At 62.8% G+C, this 16,610-nt stretch carries 20 protein-coding genes; 9 read left to right on the top strand and 11 right to left on the bottom strand.

The window, feature by feature from the left end; translation table 11 throughout:
• Window positions 1-15: 15 nt before the first annotated feature.
• From ruvC to aspS, 3 genes are all read right to left on the bottom strand, one after another.
• Window positions 16-540, bottom strand: coding sequence for a crossover junction endodeoxyribonuclease RuvC (gene ruvC, locus HMPREF2581_RS25415; RefSeq protein WP_003112575.1), 525 nt, complete (start codon window positions 538-540; stop codon window positions 16-18).
• 84 nt (window positions 541-624) lie between these two features.
• Window positions 625-1,371, bottom strand: a complete 747-nt coding sequence (locus HMPREF2581_RS25410; RefSeq protein ID WP_003086107.1) for a YebC/PmpR family DNA-binding transcriptional regulator — start codon at window positions 1,369-1,371, stop codon at window positions 625-627.
• Window positions 1,372-1,437: 66 nt separating this feature from the next.
• On the bottom strand, window positions 1,438-3,213 hold the full coding sequence (gene aspS / locus HMPREF2581_RS25405) for an aspartate--tRNA ligase (protein WP_003123218.1): 1,776 nt from the start codon (window positions 3,211-3,213) through the stop codon (window positions 1,438-1,440).
• Window positions 3,214-3,652: 439 nt separating this feature from the next.
• Between aspS and HMPREF2581_RS25400 the strand changes: the two genes are divergently transcribed.
• Window positions 3,653-4,123 carry a Dps family protein gene (locus tag HMPREF2581_RS25400; RefSeq protein WP_003086103.1) on the top strand — a complete coding sequence of 157 codons (471 nt, stop codon included), beginning with the start codon at window positions 3,653-3,655 and terminating at the stop codon, window positions 4,121-4,123.
• Window positions 4,124-4,336: 213 nt separating this feature from the next.
• A complete protein-coding gene (locus tag HMPREF2581_RS33745; protein WP_003086101.1) occupies window positions 4,337-4,951 on the top strand; it encodes a cold-shock protein in 615 nt (204 codons plus the stop codon).
• Between the two features lie 48 nt (window positions 4,952-4,999).
• Here the strand turns inward: HMPREF2581_RS33745 and HMPREF2581_RS25390 are convergent, their stop codons facing one another.
• Together HMPREF2581_RS25390 and HMPREF2581_RS25385 are read right to left on the bottom strand one after the other, a co-directional pair.
• Complete coding sequence (locus tag HMPREF2581_RS25390) at window positions 5,000-5,209, bottom strand: SlyX family protein (protein WP_003086099.1); 210 nt, start codon at window positions 5,207-5,209, stop codon at window positions 5,000-5,002.
• Window positions 5,210-5,638 (bottom strand): HIT family protein, encoded by a 429-nt coding sequence (locus tag HMPREF2581_RS25385; RefSeq protein ID WP_003086095.1) that lies wholly within the window; start codon window positions 5,636-5,638, stop codon window positions 5,210-5,212.
• Window positions 5,639-6,356: 718 nt separating this feature from the next.
• On the opposite strand from HMPREF2581_RS25385, the gene oprD reads away from it, so the two are divergent.
• Window positions 6,357-7,688 (top strand): outer membrane porin OprD, encoded by a 1,332-nt coding sequence (gene oprD, locus HMPREF2581_RS25380; protein ID WP_003086093.1) that lies wholly within the window; start codon window positions 6,357-6,359, stop codon window positions 7,686-7,688.
• Between the two features lie 63 nt (window positions 7,689-7,751).
• On the opposite strand, the gene HMPREF2581_RS25375 is transcribed toward oprD, so the two are convergent.
• Window positions 7,752-8,159, bottom strand: a complete 408-nt coding sequence (locus HMPREF2581_RS25375; protein ID WP_003140777.1) for a PaaI family thioesterase — start codon at window positions 8,157-8,159, stop codon at window positions 7,752-7,754.
• Between the two features lie 107 nt (window positions 8,160-8,266).
• Here HMPREF2581_RS25375 and HMPREF2581_RS25370 point away from each other — a divergent pair, with 107 nt between their 5' ends.
• The gene (locus tag HMPREF2581_RS25370) at window positions 8,267-9,982 is read left to right on the top strand and encodes a proline--tRNA ligase (RefSeq protein WP_003086089.1); all 1,716 of its coding nucleotides are present in this window, start codon (window positions 8,267-8,269) and stop codon (window positions 9,980-9,982) included.
• Window positions 9,983-9,990: 8 nt separating this feature from the next.
• Window positions 9,991-10,947, top strand: a complete 957-nt coding sequence (locus HMPREF2581_RS25365; protein WP_003086088.1) for a hypothetical protein — start codon at window positions 9,991-9,993, stop codon at window positions 10,945-10,947.
• Window positions 10,948-10,963: 16 nt separating this feature from the next.
• Here the strand turns inward: HMPREF2581_RS25365 and HMPREF2581_RS25360 are convergent, their stop codons facing one another.
• Together HMPREF2581_RS25360 and HMPREF2581_RS25355 are read right to left on the bottom strand one after the other, a co-directional pair.
• Window positions 10,964-11,239 (bottom strand): acylphosphatase, encoded by a 276-nt coding sequence (locus HMPREF2581_RS25360; RefSeq protein WP_003140780.1) that lies wholly within the window; start codon window positions 11,237-11,239, stop codon window positions 10,964-10,966.
• Window positions 11,239-11,703 carry a TlpA disulfide reductase family protein gene (locus HMPREF2581_RS25355; protein WP_003102387.1) on the bottom strand — a complete coding sequence of 155 codons (465 nt, stop codon included), beginning with the start codon at window positions 11,701-11,703 and terminating at the stop codon, window positions 11,239-11,241. Before HMPREF2581_RS25355 ends, HMPREF2581_RS25360 begins: the two co-directional genes overlap by 1 nt.
• Window positions 11,704-12,047: 344 nt before the next feature.
• Between HMPREF2581_RS25355 and HMPREF2581_RS25350 the strand changes: the two genes are divergently transcribed.
• Window positions 12,048-12,431, top strand: a complete 384-nt coding sequence (locus HMPREF2581_RS25350) for a hypothetical protein (protein WP_003109947.1) — start codon at window positions 12,048-12,050, stop codon at window positions 12,429-12,431.
• A 10-nt stretch (window positions 12,432-12,441) separates the two neighbouring features.
• On the opposite strand, the gene HMPREF2581_RS25345 is transcribed toward HMPREF2581_RS25350, so the two are convergent.
• Both HMPREF2581_RS25345 and HMPREF2581_RS25340 read right to left on the bottom strand, forming a co-directional pair.
• Window positions 12,442-12,627 (bottom strand): hypothetical protein, encoded by a 186-nt coding sequence (locus HMPREF2581_RS25345; protein WP_031632579.1) that lies wholly within the window; start codon window positions 12,625-12,627, stop codon window positions 12,442-12,444.
• Window positions 12,628-12,785: 158 nt separating this feature from the next.
• Window positions 12,786-14,021 (bottom strand): YihY family inner membrane protein, encoded by a 1,236-nt coding sequence (locus HMPREF2581_RS25340; protein WP_003140783.1) that lies wholly within the window; start codon window positions 14,019-14,021, stop codon window positions 12,786-12,788.
• Window positions 14,022-14,145: 124 nt separating this feature from the next.
• Between HMPREF2581_RS25340 and arsC the strand changes: the two genes are divergently transcribed.
• The 3 genes from arsC to HMPREF2581_RS25325 are packed head-to-tail and all read left to right on the top strand — an operon-like array spanning window position 14,146 to window position 15,513.
• Entirely contained in the window at window positions 14,146-14,499 is a 354-nt protein-coding gene (gene arsC / locus HMPREF2581_RS25335) for an arsenate reductase (glutaredoxin) (RefSeq protein ID WP_003140785.1), read from the top strand.
• Window positions 14,496-15,092, top strand: a complete 597-nt coding sequence (gene wrbA, locus HMPREF2581_RS25330) for an NAD(P)H:quinone oxidoreductase (protein ID WP_003102394.1) — start codon at window positions 14,496-14,498, stop codon at window positions 15,090-15,092. The genes arsC and wrbA overlap by 4 nt, the downstream gene beginning before the upstream one ends.
• Window position 15,093: 1 nt before the next feature.
• On the top strand, window positions 15,094-15,513 hold the full coding sequence (locus HMPREF2581_RS25325; protein WP_003086072.1) for a DUF2069 domain-containing protein: 420 nt from the start codon (window positions 15,094-15,096) through the stop codon (window positions 15,511-15,513).
• Between the two features lie 199 nt (window positions 15,514-15,712).
• On the opposite strand, the gene hda is transcribed toward HMPREF2581_RS25325, so the two are convergent.
• Window positions 15,713-16,417 carry a DnaA regulatory inactivator Hda gene (gene hda, locus HMPREF2581_RS25320; protein WP_003102398.1) on the bottom strand — a complete coding sequence of 235 codons (705 nt, stop codon included), beginning with the start codon at window positions 16,415-16,417 and terminating at the stop codon, window positions 15,713-15,715.
• Window positions 16,418-16,610: the final 193 nt, after the last annotated feature.

Here is a 16,610-nt window from a genome sequence, read left to right as displayed (position 1 = left end):
AAGAGCTTTCCTTATTCAAAGACGCAGGCGCCCGCCACGTCGGCGTGCGCCCACCAGGCCATGGGGGACCAGACTCTGTTGGGTATGGGCATGACACAGGGCGATGGCCAGGGCGTCGGAGGCATCGATCTGCGGTTTCTGGGTCAGCTTCAACAGATGCATGACCATCATCTGCACCTGCTGCTTGTCTGCACCGCCGGTCCCCACGACTGCCTGCTTGACCTGCGAGGCGGTGTACTCCGCCACGCTCAACCCCTCCTCCATTGCCGCGACGATGGCCGCCCCCCGCGCCTGCCCCAGCTTCAGGGCCGAATCGGCGTTGCGCGCCATGAACACCTGCTCGATGCTCAGGGCCGTCGGGCCGTGGGTGCGGATCACCTCGCGGACGCTGCGAAACACCACGTGCAGACGCTCGTGCAAGGGGCCATTACCGGTCCGTATGCATCCGGACGCCACGTATTCGCAACCGCGCGCCGTTTCCCGCACCACGCCGAAGCCGGTGATGCGCGAGCCCGGGTCAATCCCTAGAATCAAAGTCATAAGCTGGATACTAAAAGCCGGAAGCGGGGTTCGAACGCATCAAGCGTACCCCACTTCCGGCTTCGCGTTATCGCTCCGATCGGCTCAGCCGAGCTGCGCCATCACGTCGTCCGGGATATCGGCATTGGAATAGACGTTCTGCACGTCGTCCAGGTCCTCGAGCATGTCGATCAGCTTGAGCACCTTCTGCGCGGTTTCCAGGTCCAGGGTCGCGGTGGTCGAAGGGATCATGGTGACTTCGGCTTCGTCGCCCTTGAATCCGGCGGCGGCCAGCGCCTCGTTCACCGAAATGAAGTCGGCGAAGGTGGTGAACACGTCGATGGAGCCATCGTCGTTGACTACCACGTCATCGGCGCCGGCCTCCAGGGCCGCGTCCATCAGCGCTTCCTCGTCCACGCCGGGAGCGAAGCTGATCTGTCCCTTGCGCTCGAACATGTAGGCGACCGAACCATCGGTGCCCAGGTTGCCGCCACACTTGCTGAAGGCATGACGCACTTCCGCAGCGGTACGGTTGCGGTTGTCGGTCATCGCCTCGACGATGATCGCTACGCCGCTCGGCGCATAGCCTTCATAGGAAAGCTCGACCATGTTGTCGGCATCGTTGGAGCCGACGCCGCGCGCAATGGCACGGTCGATGGTATCGCGGGTCATGTTGGCGGTCAGCGCCTTGTCCACGGCCAGGCGCAGACGCGGGTTGTCCGCCGGGACGCCGCCGCCCTGCCTTGCAGCGACGGTCAGCTCACGGATCAGCTTGGTGAAGATCTTGCCTTTCTTGGCATCTTGCCGCTCTTTGCGGTGCTTGATGTTGGCCCATTTAGAATGACCAGCCATAACTCACTCCGTATTGCTCTCTCGGCAGGAGGCGCCGCAAGCGGCGCCACCGCGGGTTGATTCGAATCACTCGGCCTTCGGCTGCTCGCGCAGGCGAATGTGCAACTCGCGCAGGGCCTTGCCGTCCACGGAACCCGGTGCCTGGGTCATGACGTCGCCAGCGCTCTGGGTCTTCGGGAAGGCGATCACTTCGCGGATCGATGATGCACCGGTCATCAGCATGACCAGGCGATCCAGGCCGAAGGCCAGGCCGCCATGCGGCGGCGCACCGTACTTGAGCGCGTCGAGCAGGAAGCCGAATTTCTCTTCCTGCTCCGCCTCGTCGATGCCCAGCACGCGGAACACCGCCTGCTGCATGGACTTGTCGTGGATGCGGATGGAACCGCCACCCAGCTCGGTGCCGTTGAGCACCATGTCGTAGGCGCGGGAAAGCGCCGCGCCCGGATTGGCCTCAAGCTCGGCCGGGGTGCACTTGGGCGAGGTGAACGGGTGGTGCAGCGCGGACAGCGAGCCGTCGTCGTTCTCCTCGAACATCGGGAAGTCCACGACCCACATGGGCGCCCACTCCCTGGTGAGCAGCTTGAGGTCATGGCCGACCTTGATACGCAGCGCGCCCAGGGCATCGCAAACGATCTTGGCCTTGTCGGCGCCGAAGAACACGATGTCCCCGTCGACCGCGCCAACGCGATCGAGGATCACGTTCAGGTTGGCCTCGGGGATGAACTTCACGATCGGCGACTGCAGACCTTCCACGCCCTTGGCGCGCTCGTTGACCTTGATGTAGGCCAGGCCCTTGGCACCATAGATGCCGACGAACTTGGTGTAGTCGTCGATCTGGCTGCGCGGCATGGAGGCGGCGCCCGGTACACGCAGGGCGGCGACACGCCCCTTCGGATCGTTGGCCGGACCGGAGAAGACCTTGAACTCCACTTCCTTCAACTGGTCGGCGACGTCCACCAACTCCAGCGGGATGCGCAGGTCGGGCTTGTCCGAACCGTAGCGGCGCATGGCCTCTTCGAACGGCATGTGCGGGAACTCGTCGAACTCGACGTCCAGCACTTCCTTGAACAGCTGGCGCACCATCTTCTCGGTGATGCCGATGATGTCGCTCTCGTCGAGGAAGCTGGTCTCGATGTCGATCTGGGTGAATTCCGGCTGGCGGTCGGCACGCAGGTCCTCGTCACGGAAGCACTTGGCGATCTGGTAGTAGCGATCAAAGCCGGCGACCATCAGCAGTTGCTTGAACAGCTGCGGCGACTGCGGCAGGGCGAAGAAGTGTCCCGGGTAGGTACGGCTCGGCACCAGGTAGTCGCGCGCGCCTTCCGGCGTCGGCCGGCCGAGGATCGGGGTCTCGACGTCGAGGAAGCCGTTGTCGTCCAGGTAGCGGCGAATGCTGCTGGTGATGCGCGCGCGCAGCTTCAGCTTGGCAGCCATCTCCGGACGACGCAGGTCGATGAAGCGGTAGCGCAGGCGGGTTTCCTCGCCCACATCGGAATATTCATCCAACGGGAACGGCGGAGTCTCGGCCTGGTTCAGCACTTCCAGTTCGTAGCCCAGTACCTCGATGGAGCCAGACGCCATGTTCGGGTTGCGCGCGCCTTCAGGGCGCAGGCGCACCTTGCCGGTGATCTTCACCACGAACTCGCTGCGCACCCGGTCGGCCTTGGCGAAGGTTTCCGCACGGTCCGGATCGAACACCACCTGGGCCAGCCCCTCGCGATCGCGCACATCGAGGAAGATCACTCCACCATGGTCGCGGCGGCGGTGAACCCAACCGCAAAGGGTGACTTCCTGGCCGTCCAGGCTCTCGTTCAGTTGGCCGCAATAGTGGCTGCGCATCATGGTGTGGTTCGCTTCTCGTAAGTCTTGGATTCTGTGGAGCCGCCGGCTGCCTGGCGACCATTGCCGGGCTCTCGCCGGCCCTGACCGAGCACCGGAACCATCGGTACGCCCCCGGAAGGACATCTCCCGCGCTGCCCGGTGAACGGCAACGGCGAAGCACCCGCATCCGGGCCCACTTCGCATTGAAGGCGGGGATTATAGCCTGAAAAATCCATGGCTTGCAGCCAGCCCCGCCGGCCTGTCACGCGGGAAGCCAGGCCGTTGAACGGAAGCATTTCGCCGCACCCTGCGAACCATTCGCTTGACCGGGCAGTCGGAATAGATTCTCCCTATCGCCGCCTTTGACATAGACCAAGAGCGCTGGGAAAAACCCTGTGTTAGCCTCACTCCAACTGTTTCGGAGTGCCCCATTCACAAGGCCGACTGAAAGGAGAACGCCATGGAAATCAATATCGGAATCGGCGAACAGGATCGCGCAGCCATTGCCGAGGGCCTGTCGCGGCTACTGGCCGACACCTACACCCTCTACCTGAAAACCCACAACTTCCACTGGAACGTCACCGGCCCGATGTTCAATACGCTGCACCTGATGTTCGAAGGTCAGTACACCGAACTGGCCGTTGCCGTGGACGACATCGCCGAGCGCATCCGGGCCCTGGGCTTCCCGGCGCCCGGCACCTACGCCGCCTACGCCCGCCTGTCGTCCATCAAGGAAGAGGAAGGCGTGCCGGAAGCCGAGGAGATGATCCGGCAACTGGTCCAGGGCCAGGAAGCCGTGGTGCGCACCGCCCGCAGCATCTTCCCGCTGCTGGACAAGGTCAGCGACGAACCCACCGCCGACCTGCTCACCCAACGCATGCAGGTACATGAAAAGACCGCCTGGATGTTGCGCAGCCTTCTCGCCAGCTGATCGTCGATCGCTCGATAGAAAGCGGGGCCCGCCTCAGGGCCCCGCCCTCCCCTCCGGCGCCAACCGCTTGATTTGAGTAGCCTCCTGCTTTCCTGTTAAATAGCCGCCGTGCGTCACACGCATAGGCCGGCCGTCCTTCCGCACCTTTCGTTTCATGCACCGAAGCGCTGTCCGGCTACTTGATCGTTACCCCATCAAGGTGAACTCATTGACATGTTGAAAATCGTCCTTCTGGTCACGGGCGTCGCCGCCCTATTGCTGTCCTTCATTCCCAGCCTAAGAACCGAAGCCACACCCTTCCTGCAACATCCCGATGCCATCTACCTGGCCATTCTGGGCCTGATCAACCTGCTCTTCGCTCCCGTACTGCAATCGTCACATCCAACCCGCCCGCTGCAGGCCGGCGCAGCCGCCCTGCTGGTCCTGGGCGTCGTCCTGCAGGCACTGATCCTGCTGGCGCCGCTGCCGACCATCGCCGACCAGCCGGCGATCGTCCTGCCCCTGCTAAGCCTGGTGCTGGCCACGGCCCTGCAACTGGCGGGCAGCCTGAAGCCCGGCAAACCGGTCTCGCGCAGCGCCAGCGCCCCGACGGCCCTCGGCGGCAGCCAGGACAGCGGCAACCGGGAGACCGGTACCGTGAAGTGGTTCAACACCTCAAAAGGTTTCGGCTTCATTTCCCGCGATTCGGGCGAGGACATCTTCGTCCACTTCCGAGCGATTCGCGGCGAAGGCCACCGCATCCTCATCGAAGGCCAGCGCGTGGAGTTCTCGGTGGTACAACGGGACAAGGGCCTGCAGGCGGAAGACGTAATCGCCTCCCGCCGCTGACCGCCGCGAAAAACAGAAAACCCGCCGAACGGCGGGTTTTTTGTGCATTCAATAATGGGGAGGAGGCGCTTCGTCTTCCCCCGCCTCGCCCACCAGCCCCTGGACGTCTTCCAGACGCTTGATCAATGCCGCGACCTGAAGCTGCAGTCGCTCAATGCTGCGCTGCTGCTCGACCACCACATCGTTGAGAGCCTGCAAAGTGTCATCCTGGAAAGCCTGGCGGCATTCCAGGTCATCCATGCGCGCGTCCAGCTCCATCTAGGCCTCCCCGGCAAAACGGAAGCCGTCGGTCAGCACCATCCGCAACTTGCCGCGGATCGCCTCGACCTGCTCGGAAGAATAAGGCTGAGCCGGATGGCGCCCCCAGACAGGGCCGGGCCAGGCGTCGTCGCCACGTCGCCGGACGATCACGTGCATGTGGAGCTGGCTGACCACATTGCCCAGGTTAGCGACATTCATCTTGTCCGCACGGAAGGTGTCCTTGAGCACCTCTGCCAGCAGCGTGGCCTCGCGCCACAGCGCCTGCTGGTCATCGACATCGAGCTGGAACAGCTCGGTGACATCCTCCCGCCTCGGCACCAGGATGAACCACGGATAGCGGGCATCGTTCATCAGCAGCAGGCGGCTGAGGGGAAAGTCGCCGAGCAACAGGGTGTCCTGCTCCAGCCGGGGATCCAAAGCGAACATACTGACCTCTCCTGTTCGACCGTCATTCATGGACAGCTTAGCCCCTCCTTCCGAGAAGGGACCCGCCGTAACTGCCGCGCAGGATACTTCGCCGCCCGGCCAAAGCAAGCCCGCACATCCGCCCGCCCCAGCTTGGCGCGCCACTCCAGCCGAACGCCCCATAAGATGCCGGTCGAATGAATACAGCGCGACGTCGAACAGGAGACATGCCGTGGATACAAACGCATTCGCCACAGACAACTCGATGGCAACCAACCCTTGAAGCAGACGGATTACAAACAGGTTTCAAGGCATGATTCGTTTGCTTTCAAACAGAATAGCTTCGCTCTCGAAGTGACCAACTGGAATACATAGGCGAAGCCGTTTTCCAATTTGTGCACGGAGTTTGCTTATACCTCTTTCATCACAGTAAGAGGGGTCGCACGGAACATGACATTTTTATTACAAGCCCCCGCCAATCGGGAAAAGCGACTTGAGAAGCGACCTCAACAAGAGTGACCAAGCCCGCGACATACGTCATTTTTTCAACTGCTCACCTACGCAGATGCGACATACGTCATGCAATTTTGCGACAACGCCGTAAAGAATCCGTCGCTTCGGAACCTCAACTATCGCCAAGAAACACTGCGTGCTATAAGTTAGCGCCGACAAGAAGAACTAGCCGTCACTGCGGCACTGTGATGGCAGAAATAATTTCAAAACCAAAGGAGCAATCACAATGAAAGTGATGAAGTGGAGCGCCATTGCACTGGCGGTTTCCGCAGGTAGCACTCAGTTCGCCGTGGCCGACGCATTCGTCAGCGATCAAGCCGAAGCGAAGGGGTTCATCGAAGACAGCAGCCTCGACCTGCTGCTCCGCAACTACTATTTCAACCGTGACGGCAAGAGCGGCAGCGGGGACCGCGTCGACTGGACCCAAGGCTTCCTCACCACCTATGAATCCGGCTTCACCCAAGGCACCGTCGGCTTCGGCGTCGATGCCTTCGGCTACCTCGGTCTGAAGCTCGACGGCACCTCCGACAAGAGCGGTACCGGCAACCTGCCAGTGATGAACGACGGCACGCCCCGTGACGACTACAGCCGCGCCGGTGGCGCCGTGAAGGTACGCATCTCCAAGACCATGTTGAAGTGGGGCGAGATGCAGCCGACCGCTCCGGTCTTCGCCGCCGGCGGCAGCCGCCTGTTCCCGCAGACCGCGACCGGCTTCCAACTGCAGAGCAGCGAACTCGAAGGGCTCGATCTCGAAGCGGGCCACTTCACCGAAGGCAAGCAGGGCACCACCACCAAGTCGCGCGGCGAACTCTACGCAACCTATGCAGGCGAGACCGCCAAGAGCGCCGATTTCATTGGGGGCCGCTACGCAATCACCGATAACCTCAGCGCCTCCCTGTACGGTGCTGAACTCGAAGACATCTATCGTCAGTATTACCTGAACAGCAACTACACCATCCCACTGGCATCCGACCAATCGCTGGGCTTCGATTTCAACATCTACCGCACAAACGATGAAGGCAAGGCCAAGGCCGGCGACATCAGCAACACCACTTGGTCCCTGGCGGCAGCCTACACTCTGGATGCGCACACTTTCACCTTGGCCTACCAGAAGGTCCATGGCGATCAGCCGTTTGATTATATCGGCTTCGGCGAGAACGGTTCCGGCGGCGGCGGTGACTCGATTTTCCTCGCCAACTCCGTGCAGTACTCCGACTTCAACGGCCCCGGCGAGAAATCCTGGCAGGCCCGCTACGACCTGAACCTCGCCTCCTATGGCGTTCCCGGCCTGACTTTCATGGTCCGCTATATCAATGGCAAGGACATCGATGGCACCAAGATGTCTGACAACAACGTCGGCTATAAGAACTACGGCTACGGCGAGGACGGCAAGCACCACGAGACCAACCTCGAAGCCAAGTACGTGGTCCAGTCCGGTCCGGCCAAGGACCTGTCGTTCCGCATCCGCCAGGCCTGGCACCGCGCCAACGCCGACCAGGCCGAAGGCGACCAGAACGAGTTCCGCCTGATCGTCGACTATCCGCTGTCGATCCTGTAATCGACCGACAGGCAACGAAAAAACCCGGCATCGCCGGGTTTTTTCTTCTCGGCGGCAACGCGCCTATAAAGGAAGGGCATAGGTACCGGTCACATGGGCCACTAGGTCTTCCTCATTACTCTGCGAAAACACCCCGACCTCGCAGACGACCTGGCGCCGCCCCAGCCTGAGGATGCTCGCCTCGGCCAACAGGTCCTCGGGCCTGGGCTTGCTGAGGAAGTTGATGTTCAGGTTCGAGGTCACGGCCATCTCGACCGCCCCGAGACGCCCGAGAATGACCGCGTACATCGCCGCGTCGGCCAGCGCCATGATGGTCGGGCCGGACAACGTTCCACCGGGACGCACCAGCTTGCCGTGAAAAGGTATGCGCGCCAGCGCATGTCGTTCGTCGAGACGCTCGACACGAAAATCGATGTCCTCGGCCATGGGCAGCCCCATGCGGATCAACGCCTGTACCTGCGCCGCGTTCATTGCCTGCTGACTCCTCATCATCGATGGCCGGCGCCCTGTACGCAGCCAGACCGGCACCGTACAATGCCCAGCCATTCCTCCCGATACAACCGACATAACGGCCAAAGATGCGTACCAGTCAGTATCTGCTTTCCACGCTCAAAGAAACCCCCGCCGACGCGGTGGTAATCAGCCATCAACTGCTGCTTCGCGCCGGCATGATCCGCCGCCTGGCCTCGGGTCTCTACACCTGGCTGCCAATGGGCCTGCGGGTACTGCGCAAGGTCGAGACCATCGTCCGCGAGGAAATGAACGCTGCCGGCGCCCTGGAAGTGCTGATGCCGGCGGTGCAGCCGGCCGAGCTGTGGCAGGAGTCGGGGCGCTGGGAGCAATACGGCCCTGAGCTGCTGCGCCTGAAGGACCGCCACGAGCGCGAATTCTGCGTAGGCCCGACCCACGAAGAAGTGATCACCGACCTCGCGCGCAACGAGCTGAACAGCTACAAGCAACTGCCGATCAACTTCTATCAGATCCAGACCAAGTTCCGCGATGAGATCCGCCCGCGCTTCGGCCTGATGCGCGGACGCGAATTCATCATGAAGGATGCCTATTCCTTCCACCTGAGCCAGGACTCGCTGCAGCAGACCTACGACGGGATGTACCAGGCGTACAGCAAGATATTCTCCCGCCTCGGCCTGGATTTCCGTCCCGTGCAAGCCGACAACGGCTCCATCGGCGGCAGCGGCTCCCATGAGTTCCACGTGCTGGCCAACTCCGGCGAGGACGATATCGTCTTCAGCGACAGCTCCGACTACGCCGCGAACATCGAGAAGGCCGAAGCCGTGCCGCGCGAGAGCGCCCGCGGCAGCGCCACCGAGGACATGCGCCTGGTCGACACGCCCAACACCAAGACCATCACGGCCCTGGTGGACGGCTTCCAGCTACCGATCGAGAAAACCATCAAGACCCTGGTGGTGCATGGCGCCGAAGAAGGCACCCTGGTCGCCCTGATCGTCCGCGGCGATCACGAACTCAACGAAATCAAGGCCGCCAACCAGCCGCTGGTCGCCAGCCCGCTGGTATTCGCGTCGGAGGCCGAGATCCGTGCCGCCATCGGCGCCGGCCCCGGCTCGCTGGGCCCGGTCAACCTGCCGATCGCCTGCATCGTCGACCGCTCCGTCGCCCTGATGAGCGATTTCGCCGCTGGCGCCAACATCGAGGACAAGCACTACTTCGGCGTGAACTGGGAGCGCGACCTGCCGCTGCCCGAGGTCGCCGACCTGCGCAATGTCGTCGAAGGCGACCCCAGCCCGGACGGCAAGGGCACCCTGGTGATCAAGCGCGGCATCGAGGTCGGTCATATCTTCCAGCTTGGTACCAAGTACAGCGAAGCGATGAAGCTGAACGTCCTGAGCGAACAGGGCAAGCCGGTCAACCTGATCATGGGCTGCTACGGCATCGGCGTATCCCGCGTGGTCGCCGCCGCCATCGAACAGAACCATGACGAGCGTGGCATTCTCTGGCCAAGCGCACTGGCGCCGTTCCAGATCGCCCTGGTACCGCTGAAGTACGAAACCGAGAGCGTCAAGCAGGCGACCGACAAGCTCTATGCCGAGCTGACCGCAGCCGGTTTCGAAGTGCTGCTGGACGATCGCGACAAGAAGACCAGCCCCGGGGTGAAATTCGCCGACATGGAGCTGATCGGCATTCCCCACCGCATCGTGATCAGCGACCGCGGCCTCAACGAAGGCGTCCTGGAATACAAGGGCCGCCGTGACAGCGAGTCGCAGAACCTGCCGATCGGCGAACTGATGTCGTTCATCACCGAAAAACTCAGCCGCTGAGCGTAACGATGCCCACCGGAAGACCCCTGCGCCTATTCGCCGCCGCCCTGTGCGGCGGCCTTCTGCTGAGCGGCTGCGCCAACCAGTTGCCGCAGCGTAGCGAGCATGAGGAGCGCGTCGAGCGGAAGCTGCTCGAACATACCCTGCAAGTCGATGTCGGCCAGCCCGATGTGCTCGAACTACCGCAGCGCCGGGTCCGGATCAACGACCAGAAGTCCTTCGAGGTCACCGAGTTCGAGGTGACGCGCCGTTACGACCGCTATACGCCGTACCAGGCCTGGCGGGAGATCTACGAGATCCCGTTGGGCGCGGTGGCGCTGGTGGCCGGCGTCGGAGCGAACATCGTCAACGTGGTGACCTTCGGCAGCGTACCGGACAACATCACCCACGGCTGGATCAACTATGGGCTGGCCGGGGTGAATCCGTTCATGAACGTGGAATCCAACGGTCGCGCCGAACAGAATCTCGCGAGCATCGACGAGAAACAGCGCGACAAGCGCCTGGAGTACTCCAGCCTGCCCTGGGCGGAGCGTCCGGTCATGGTCAGTTCCGGCAAGGAACTCAACGAACTGCTTACCGACCGTCATGGCGTGCTGCGCCTCAACCTGCTTGACAGCCCCTTCGCCGAACAGGACATCAGCCGCATCTCGCAGATACATCTTTCGGTGAGCGACCCGCAGGATGGTACCCGCGCCGATGCCAGCCTCCGCGTCAGCCGCAGCCTGCGCGGCAAGCTCCTGGAAGCTCACGCCCTGATCTATGACGACCTGGAAGGCGATGACGTCCACCACTGGGTCCATCGGGTGAAACGCCTCGCGGAGCTGGGCCTGGAAGAAGAAGCCAGCGAACTGGAACAGAGCCTGATCGAGCTCACGCGCAACGACCCCGAACTGCAGCAGCAGTTCATGCATGCCCTGCTCCGGGATGCCGGACGCCTGGCCGCGGACCCTGGCGAGACGCCCTGACGGCGAACTCGCCTCGTCAGCGACGGACGACGAAGCCAGCGATCCCCTGCAGCGGCATTTGGTCGACCTCGACCGCAGAGACCTCCGCGTGCCGCGGGCCCCGCCCCAGCCATCGCTCCAGGGCTTTCGCCCGGTCCTCCTCGCCCTCCCAGACGACCTCGACACGCCCGTCATCCAGGTTTCGCACCCAACCGTCGAGTTCGAGGCGATCAGCCTCTTCCCGGGTCGCCTGACGGAAACCGACGCCCTGTACCCGGCCGCCGACATAGGCATGCAAGCAGATCCTCGCCATCAGCGTCCCTCCCGCAAAGCCTCGAGCTGTTTCAATATGCCATCGGCCGTCTGCTCGCCCAGCAGACGCTGACGCATTTCCCCCCGAGCATCGACGATATAGGTGACAGGCAACGCTTCGCTGCGAGGGAGCTTGAAGCGAGGCGCCGGATCATCGGCCAGCACGGTGAAGCGAATCCCCATGCCATCGGCCGACTTCTTCAACTCGGCATCGCGCAAGCCATCGAAATTCACGCCAATGACGCGCCCGCCCTGCCCTTCCAGCACCTGCGCAAGGCGATTCATCTCCGGAATCTCGGTCCGGCAGGGCGCGCACCAGTCAGCCCAGTAATTGACCACCAGCCAATGCCCGTCCAACTGCTCCGCAGCGACAGGACGCCCGTCCTGGTCGACTCCGTAATCCGCCGAACAGCCCGCGAGAAACAACACCGCAGCAGCGCCCAGCGGGCGTAGCCAACTCCCCATGTCAGGAACCTCTCGAGTCAGGAAAACATCGGCCGGACCAGGGCAACCCGGCGCGGCACTATGGCGAGACCTTACTGGAAGCCATCCACCTCTGCAAAACCGAGTGGAGACGAATATGGGAAGAAGAAGCCCCGATACTTCCTACAAGGCACAAAGTGCGAGAAGAGTCACGACAATCGCCGTCGAACCGCACAGTTTGACGCAAAGGACCACCCCTATAATCCGCGTGCCACACACGACGCGACGACTCAACCGGCCGTATGCCCAGGCATCGGCAGGATCGACTTGGGGAGAAGTCGAGAGCGACGAGTCCGAAGCCCTTTTAAACGGACACACTGCTGCTTATGAAAGACCATCTGATCGGAAGCGTCCCCGCACACCTGGTGGATGCCGCACGCCCGACCCTGACAGCCCACGAGGGCCTGGTCGCGGACTACAACATTGCCGCCTGGCTACATCTTCCGGATGCCTGCGACCTGCTGGTGTCACTGGTGGTCAGCTATCTGGATGGCGGGCGCCAGCGCGAAGTGGCGGTGGATCACGGACGAATCGACCGCCAGCAACGCATCCTGCTTTCCGGCATTGCCCGCCTGCCCGTACGGCAGAAAGTGGAGAACATGCAGGTACGCCTGAAGTCGGCGACGGCCTTTTCCCGACTGGTCGTGGAGGAGTTCTTCGTACAAGCGGTGGAGCAGGAAAACAGGTCACAGCAGGTGTCCGAAGCTTGAGCCGGATCGCTCAGCCCTGGCGTACCTGATCGAGCAGGGGTTCGTCCCGCACTTTCTCAGGCGACGGTTCGCTGACGCTGCGCGCCGGCACCAGCGACTCCGGCCAACTGCTGAACTGCAGCCCGGTAATCCGGTTCAAACGCTCAAGCGCTGCCTGCTCATCCTTGTGATGCAAATGGACGACCTTGTTCGACATTGGGAGCATGAACGGGAACCTCGGCGGAACTACGGAGTGAAACGACTGTCACACAGGGGTTTGCCAGAAGCGTGCCAACAGCGCTTTCCCTGCGCTTGCTGGGATTCCTTCGGCAGCACGCAGCGCCTCATGCACATCGTTCGCCGCAAACTGACACTTTACGTCACCTTCGCTCCCGAGGTTCCGTCCGCCAGCCAGTGGGCCAGGCTTTTTCCGAACAGCGCCTCCTGCTCCACCTGCAAGCGTTCCATCGCCTGCTGGAACGGCGGATACCACGCCTCGTCCAGATTCGCAGGCATGCGCTCTCGGCTAGGCATGGGCCAGGGGCAGCGATTCAGCAAGCGATGCAGACTGTAGGCGCCAAGATCCCGGCACAGCACCCACTCACCTCCGCCGGCGCGGCAGACGAACTGCTCCTTCTCGAGAAAGTCCAGCAGTTCCTCCCACTCATCCTCGGGCAACAGCCAACCCGCACGATGCAAGTGGGTCAGGCGTAGCGACTGTCCAAGCTGCTGGCGCTGGTGGAACACCCTCAGCACGCCGAGCAGAACGATCAGCTTGGGCAGCGAGCGCCGCCGCCAGAGACGGGAAGAAGAGAGATTGCAGACCAGCACCGCGCCGAACAGAACGATCATCCAGGAAAGATAGATCCACAGCAGGAAGATAGGCACGGTGGCGAAGGCACCGTAGATCAGTTGGTAGCCGGGAAACAGGCTTACGTACAGCCCGAACAGGGTTTTCGCGGCTTCGAACAGTACCGCGGTGAACACGCCGCCCATCAGGGCATGGCGCACCGGGACCCGGGCGTTCGGGACCGCCGAATAGAGCAGGGTGAAGGCCGCCACGCTGAACGCCAGCGGCATCAGCCCTAGCAGCGTCTCCGCGCCCGGCAACGCGTCCGGGCCATGGAGCAGCGACAGCGAAGTGATGTAGGTGGTCACGGCGAAGCCGGCCCCCAGCAACAATGGGCCCAGGCTGAGGATCGCCCAGTAGAGGAGGAACCGCCCGACACCCCGGCGTGGCTGGCGAACCCGCCAGATCTCGTTGAAGGCTTTCTCGATGGTCACCAGCATGGTGAAGGCGGTGACTGCCAGAAAGACCACCCCGACCCAGGTCAGGTGCCGGGCCTGGGTGGTGAAACTCTTCAGGTAGGTTTCCACCGCTTCTCCAGCGGAAGGCACGAAATTGCGAAAGATGAAAGTCTGGATCGACTCGCCCATGCCATGGAATGCCGGAATCAGCGAAAGCATGGAAAACATCACCGTCATCATCGGCACTACCGCGAACAACGTGGTGTAGGTCAGCGCCGCCGCGCTGTTGGGAGCCTTGTCGGTGACGAAGCGATGAGCGAGGAAGCGAGCGAACTCGACCCCATCGTTGAAATGTTCGCGCATGCCCTCTCCTTGAAGTCGCGCCGGTTCTTCGCCTCTCGGGGCGGTACTTCGCGCCGACGGGTTCAGTCCTGGTCGACGAGGCGGTTAGAATAGCCGTCACTTCACCGGCCATGCGACCCCTGACATGAGCGAACTGATCCTGTTGCACAATCCGCGCTGCTCGAAATCCCGCGCAGCGCTCGAACTGCTCGAAGCCCGCGGCCTGCAACCGCAAGTGGTGCGCTATCTGGAAACCCCGCCGAGCGCCGCCGAGCTGAAAGCGATCCTGGCCAAGCTCGGCATTCCCGCCCGCCAGTTGCTGCGGACCGGGGAGGACGAATACAAGGCCCTCGGCCTGGATGAGCCCAGTCTTGGCGAAGAGGCCATCATCGAGGCAATGGCCAGGCATCCGAAGCTGATCGAGCGTCCGGTGCTGGTCGCGGGTGATAAGGCGGTGGTTGGCCGGCCTCCGGAAAGAGTCCTGGAGATCCTCGTTTGAGCAGTCCCTACATCCTGGTGCTGTACTACAGTCGCCATGGCGCTACCGCGGAAATGGCCCGGCAGATCGCCCGTGGCGTCGAACAAGGCGGCTTCGAAGCGCGCGTACGCACGGTTCCCGCGGTATCCACCGAATGCGAAGCGGTCGCCCCGGACATCCCCGCGGAGGGGGCGCTGTACGCAACCCTGGAGGACCTGAAGAACTGCGCGGGCCTGGCCCTCGGCAGCCCGACCCGCTTCGGCAACATGGCTTCCCCGCTGAAATACTTCCTCGACGGTACCAGTAGCCTGTGGCTGACCGGCGGCCTGGTCGGCAAGCCGGCAGCGGTCTTCACCTCCACCGCCAGCCTGCACGGCGGCCAGGAGACCACTCAGTTATCGATGCTGTTGCCGTTGCTGCACCACGGCATGCTGGTCCTGGGCATTCCCTACAGCGAACCCGCCCTGCTGGAAACCCGCGGCGGCGGCACGCCTTACGGCGCCAGCCACTTCGCCGGCGCCGATGGCAAGCGCAGCCTCGATGAGCACGAACTGACCCTGTGTCGCGCGCTGGGCAAACGCCTGGCGGAAACCGCCGGCAAGCTGGGGAGTTGAAATGGCCCGCAAGAACAAACCGCTGCCCGAAGTAGCGTGGCTGCAGCCGCGCCTGGCGCTCAGCCGCGCCATCAGCCTGGGAAGCTTCGTCGGCCTGGTCCTGCTCATCCTCATTCGCGACCTGATCTACGCGGACGCCCATGGTGCGGCGAGCTGGGTGCCCTGGCTGGTCCTCGCCTTCAAGCTGCTGCCGCTGCTGGTGGTGGCCCCCGGACTGCTCATGGGCAGCGCGCGCGGGCATGCCTGGGCCTGCTACGTGGTCAACCTGTATTTCATCCTCGGCGTACTCGCCGCCTTCGATCCCACGCAGCGCCTGTTCGGCTGGGCCGAAGTGCTACTCAGCGTGACCTTGTTCTGCGCCGCGCTGCTCTATACGCGCTGGCGATTCCAGTACGACCGAAGGGTCGCCGGGGAACGCTGATGGTAAGGCAGGAGCCCCCTCCTGCCCTGCCTGCGCCGCTTTCCAGTGCCGACCGCCGGTAAGCCTGCGGACAACCAGCGCTCCGGTATTGCCGGCGCATGGATGGAGAGACGGATAGAAGGCGGTCACTTCCTGCTGCAAGCGAAACCCAAGGACTGCGGCACGGCCATGCGGGAGTTCGCCGACGGACTGTCGACGCCTACCAGCCGAGGGTTTCCTTGAGGAAAGGAATGGTCAGCTTGCGCTGAGCCTGGAGCGAAGCGCGATCCAGTTGCTCCAGCAGATCGAACAGAGAGTTCATGCTGCGCGAACCGCGGTTGAGGATGAAACGACCGACTTCATCGGTCAGATGCAAGCCACGACGGGATGCCCGCAGTTGCAGGGCACGAAGCTTGTCCTCGTCGGAAAGACCGTGCAACTGGAAGATCAGCGCCATGGTGAGGCGGGACTTCAGGTCCGGCAGCTTGACCTGCAGCTCCCGGGGCGACTTCGATGCCGCCAGCAGCAGGCGCCGACCGGTATCGCGCAGTCGATTGAACAGGTGGAACAGCCCCTCTTCCCACTCTCGCTTGCCAACCAGCACATCCAGGTCGTCGATGCAGACCAGCTCGCACTGCTCGAGATCGTCGAAGATTTCCGGGCCGTACTGCACCAGATCTGCCATCGGCAGGTAGATGGTTCGCTCTTCGAACTGCTCGAAACGCAAGCAGGCCGCCTGCAACAGGTGGCTGCGACCGACGCCGTCGTGTCCCCAGAGGTAGATGAGGCTTTCCGCCCAGCCAGCCTCGGCTTCGCACAAACGCTCGACATATCCCAGTGCCGCGGCATTGGCACCGGGATAGTAGTTGGCGAAGGTGGCGTCGTCGCGCAGACGCACACTGAGGGGAAGCTGAATAGGTTTCATGCCAGGCTGGGCGGACAATCCGAAAACGCCGCAGGAGTCACCGTAAAGGCTGCAAAGTTTATACGCCTCGGCAAGGCCGCACAATGAGCAACTAGGCAAGCAAAATCAAAGGTTTGCCGATAGCCGAGGCTCCTTGCCCAGAGCATCGGCCGGTCGCGCGCCGGCCCGCTCCGTTGCATAGGAGCGGATCGGC

The organism is Pseudomonas sp. HMSC057H01 (assembly GCF_001836405.1).
In the GTDB taxonomy this organism is placed as follows: domain Bacteria; phylum Pseudomonadota; class Gammaproteobacteria; order Pseudomonadales; family Pseudomonadaceae; genus Pseudomonas; species Pseudomonas aeruginosa.
Note: the sequence above shows the minus strand (reverse complement) of the source record. Positions and strands in the feature narration are given on the sequence as shown.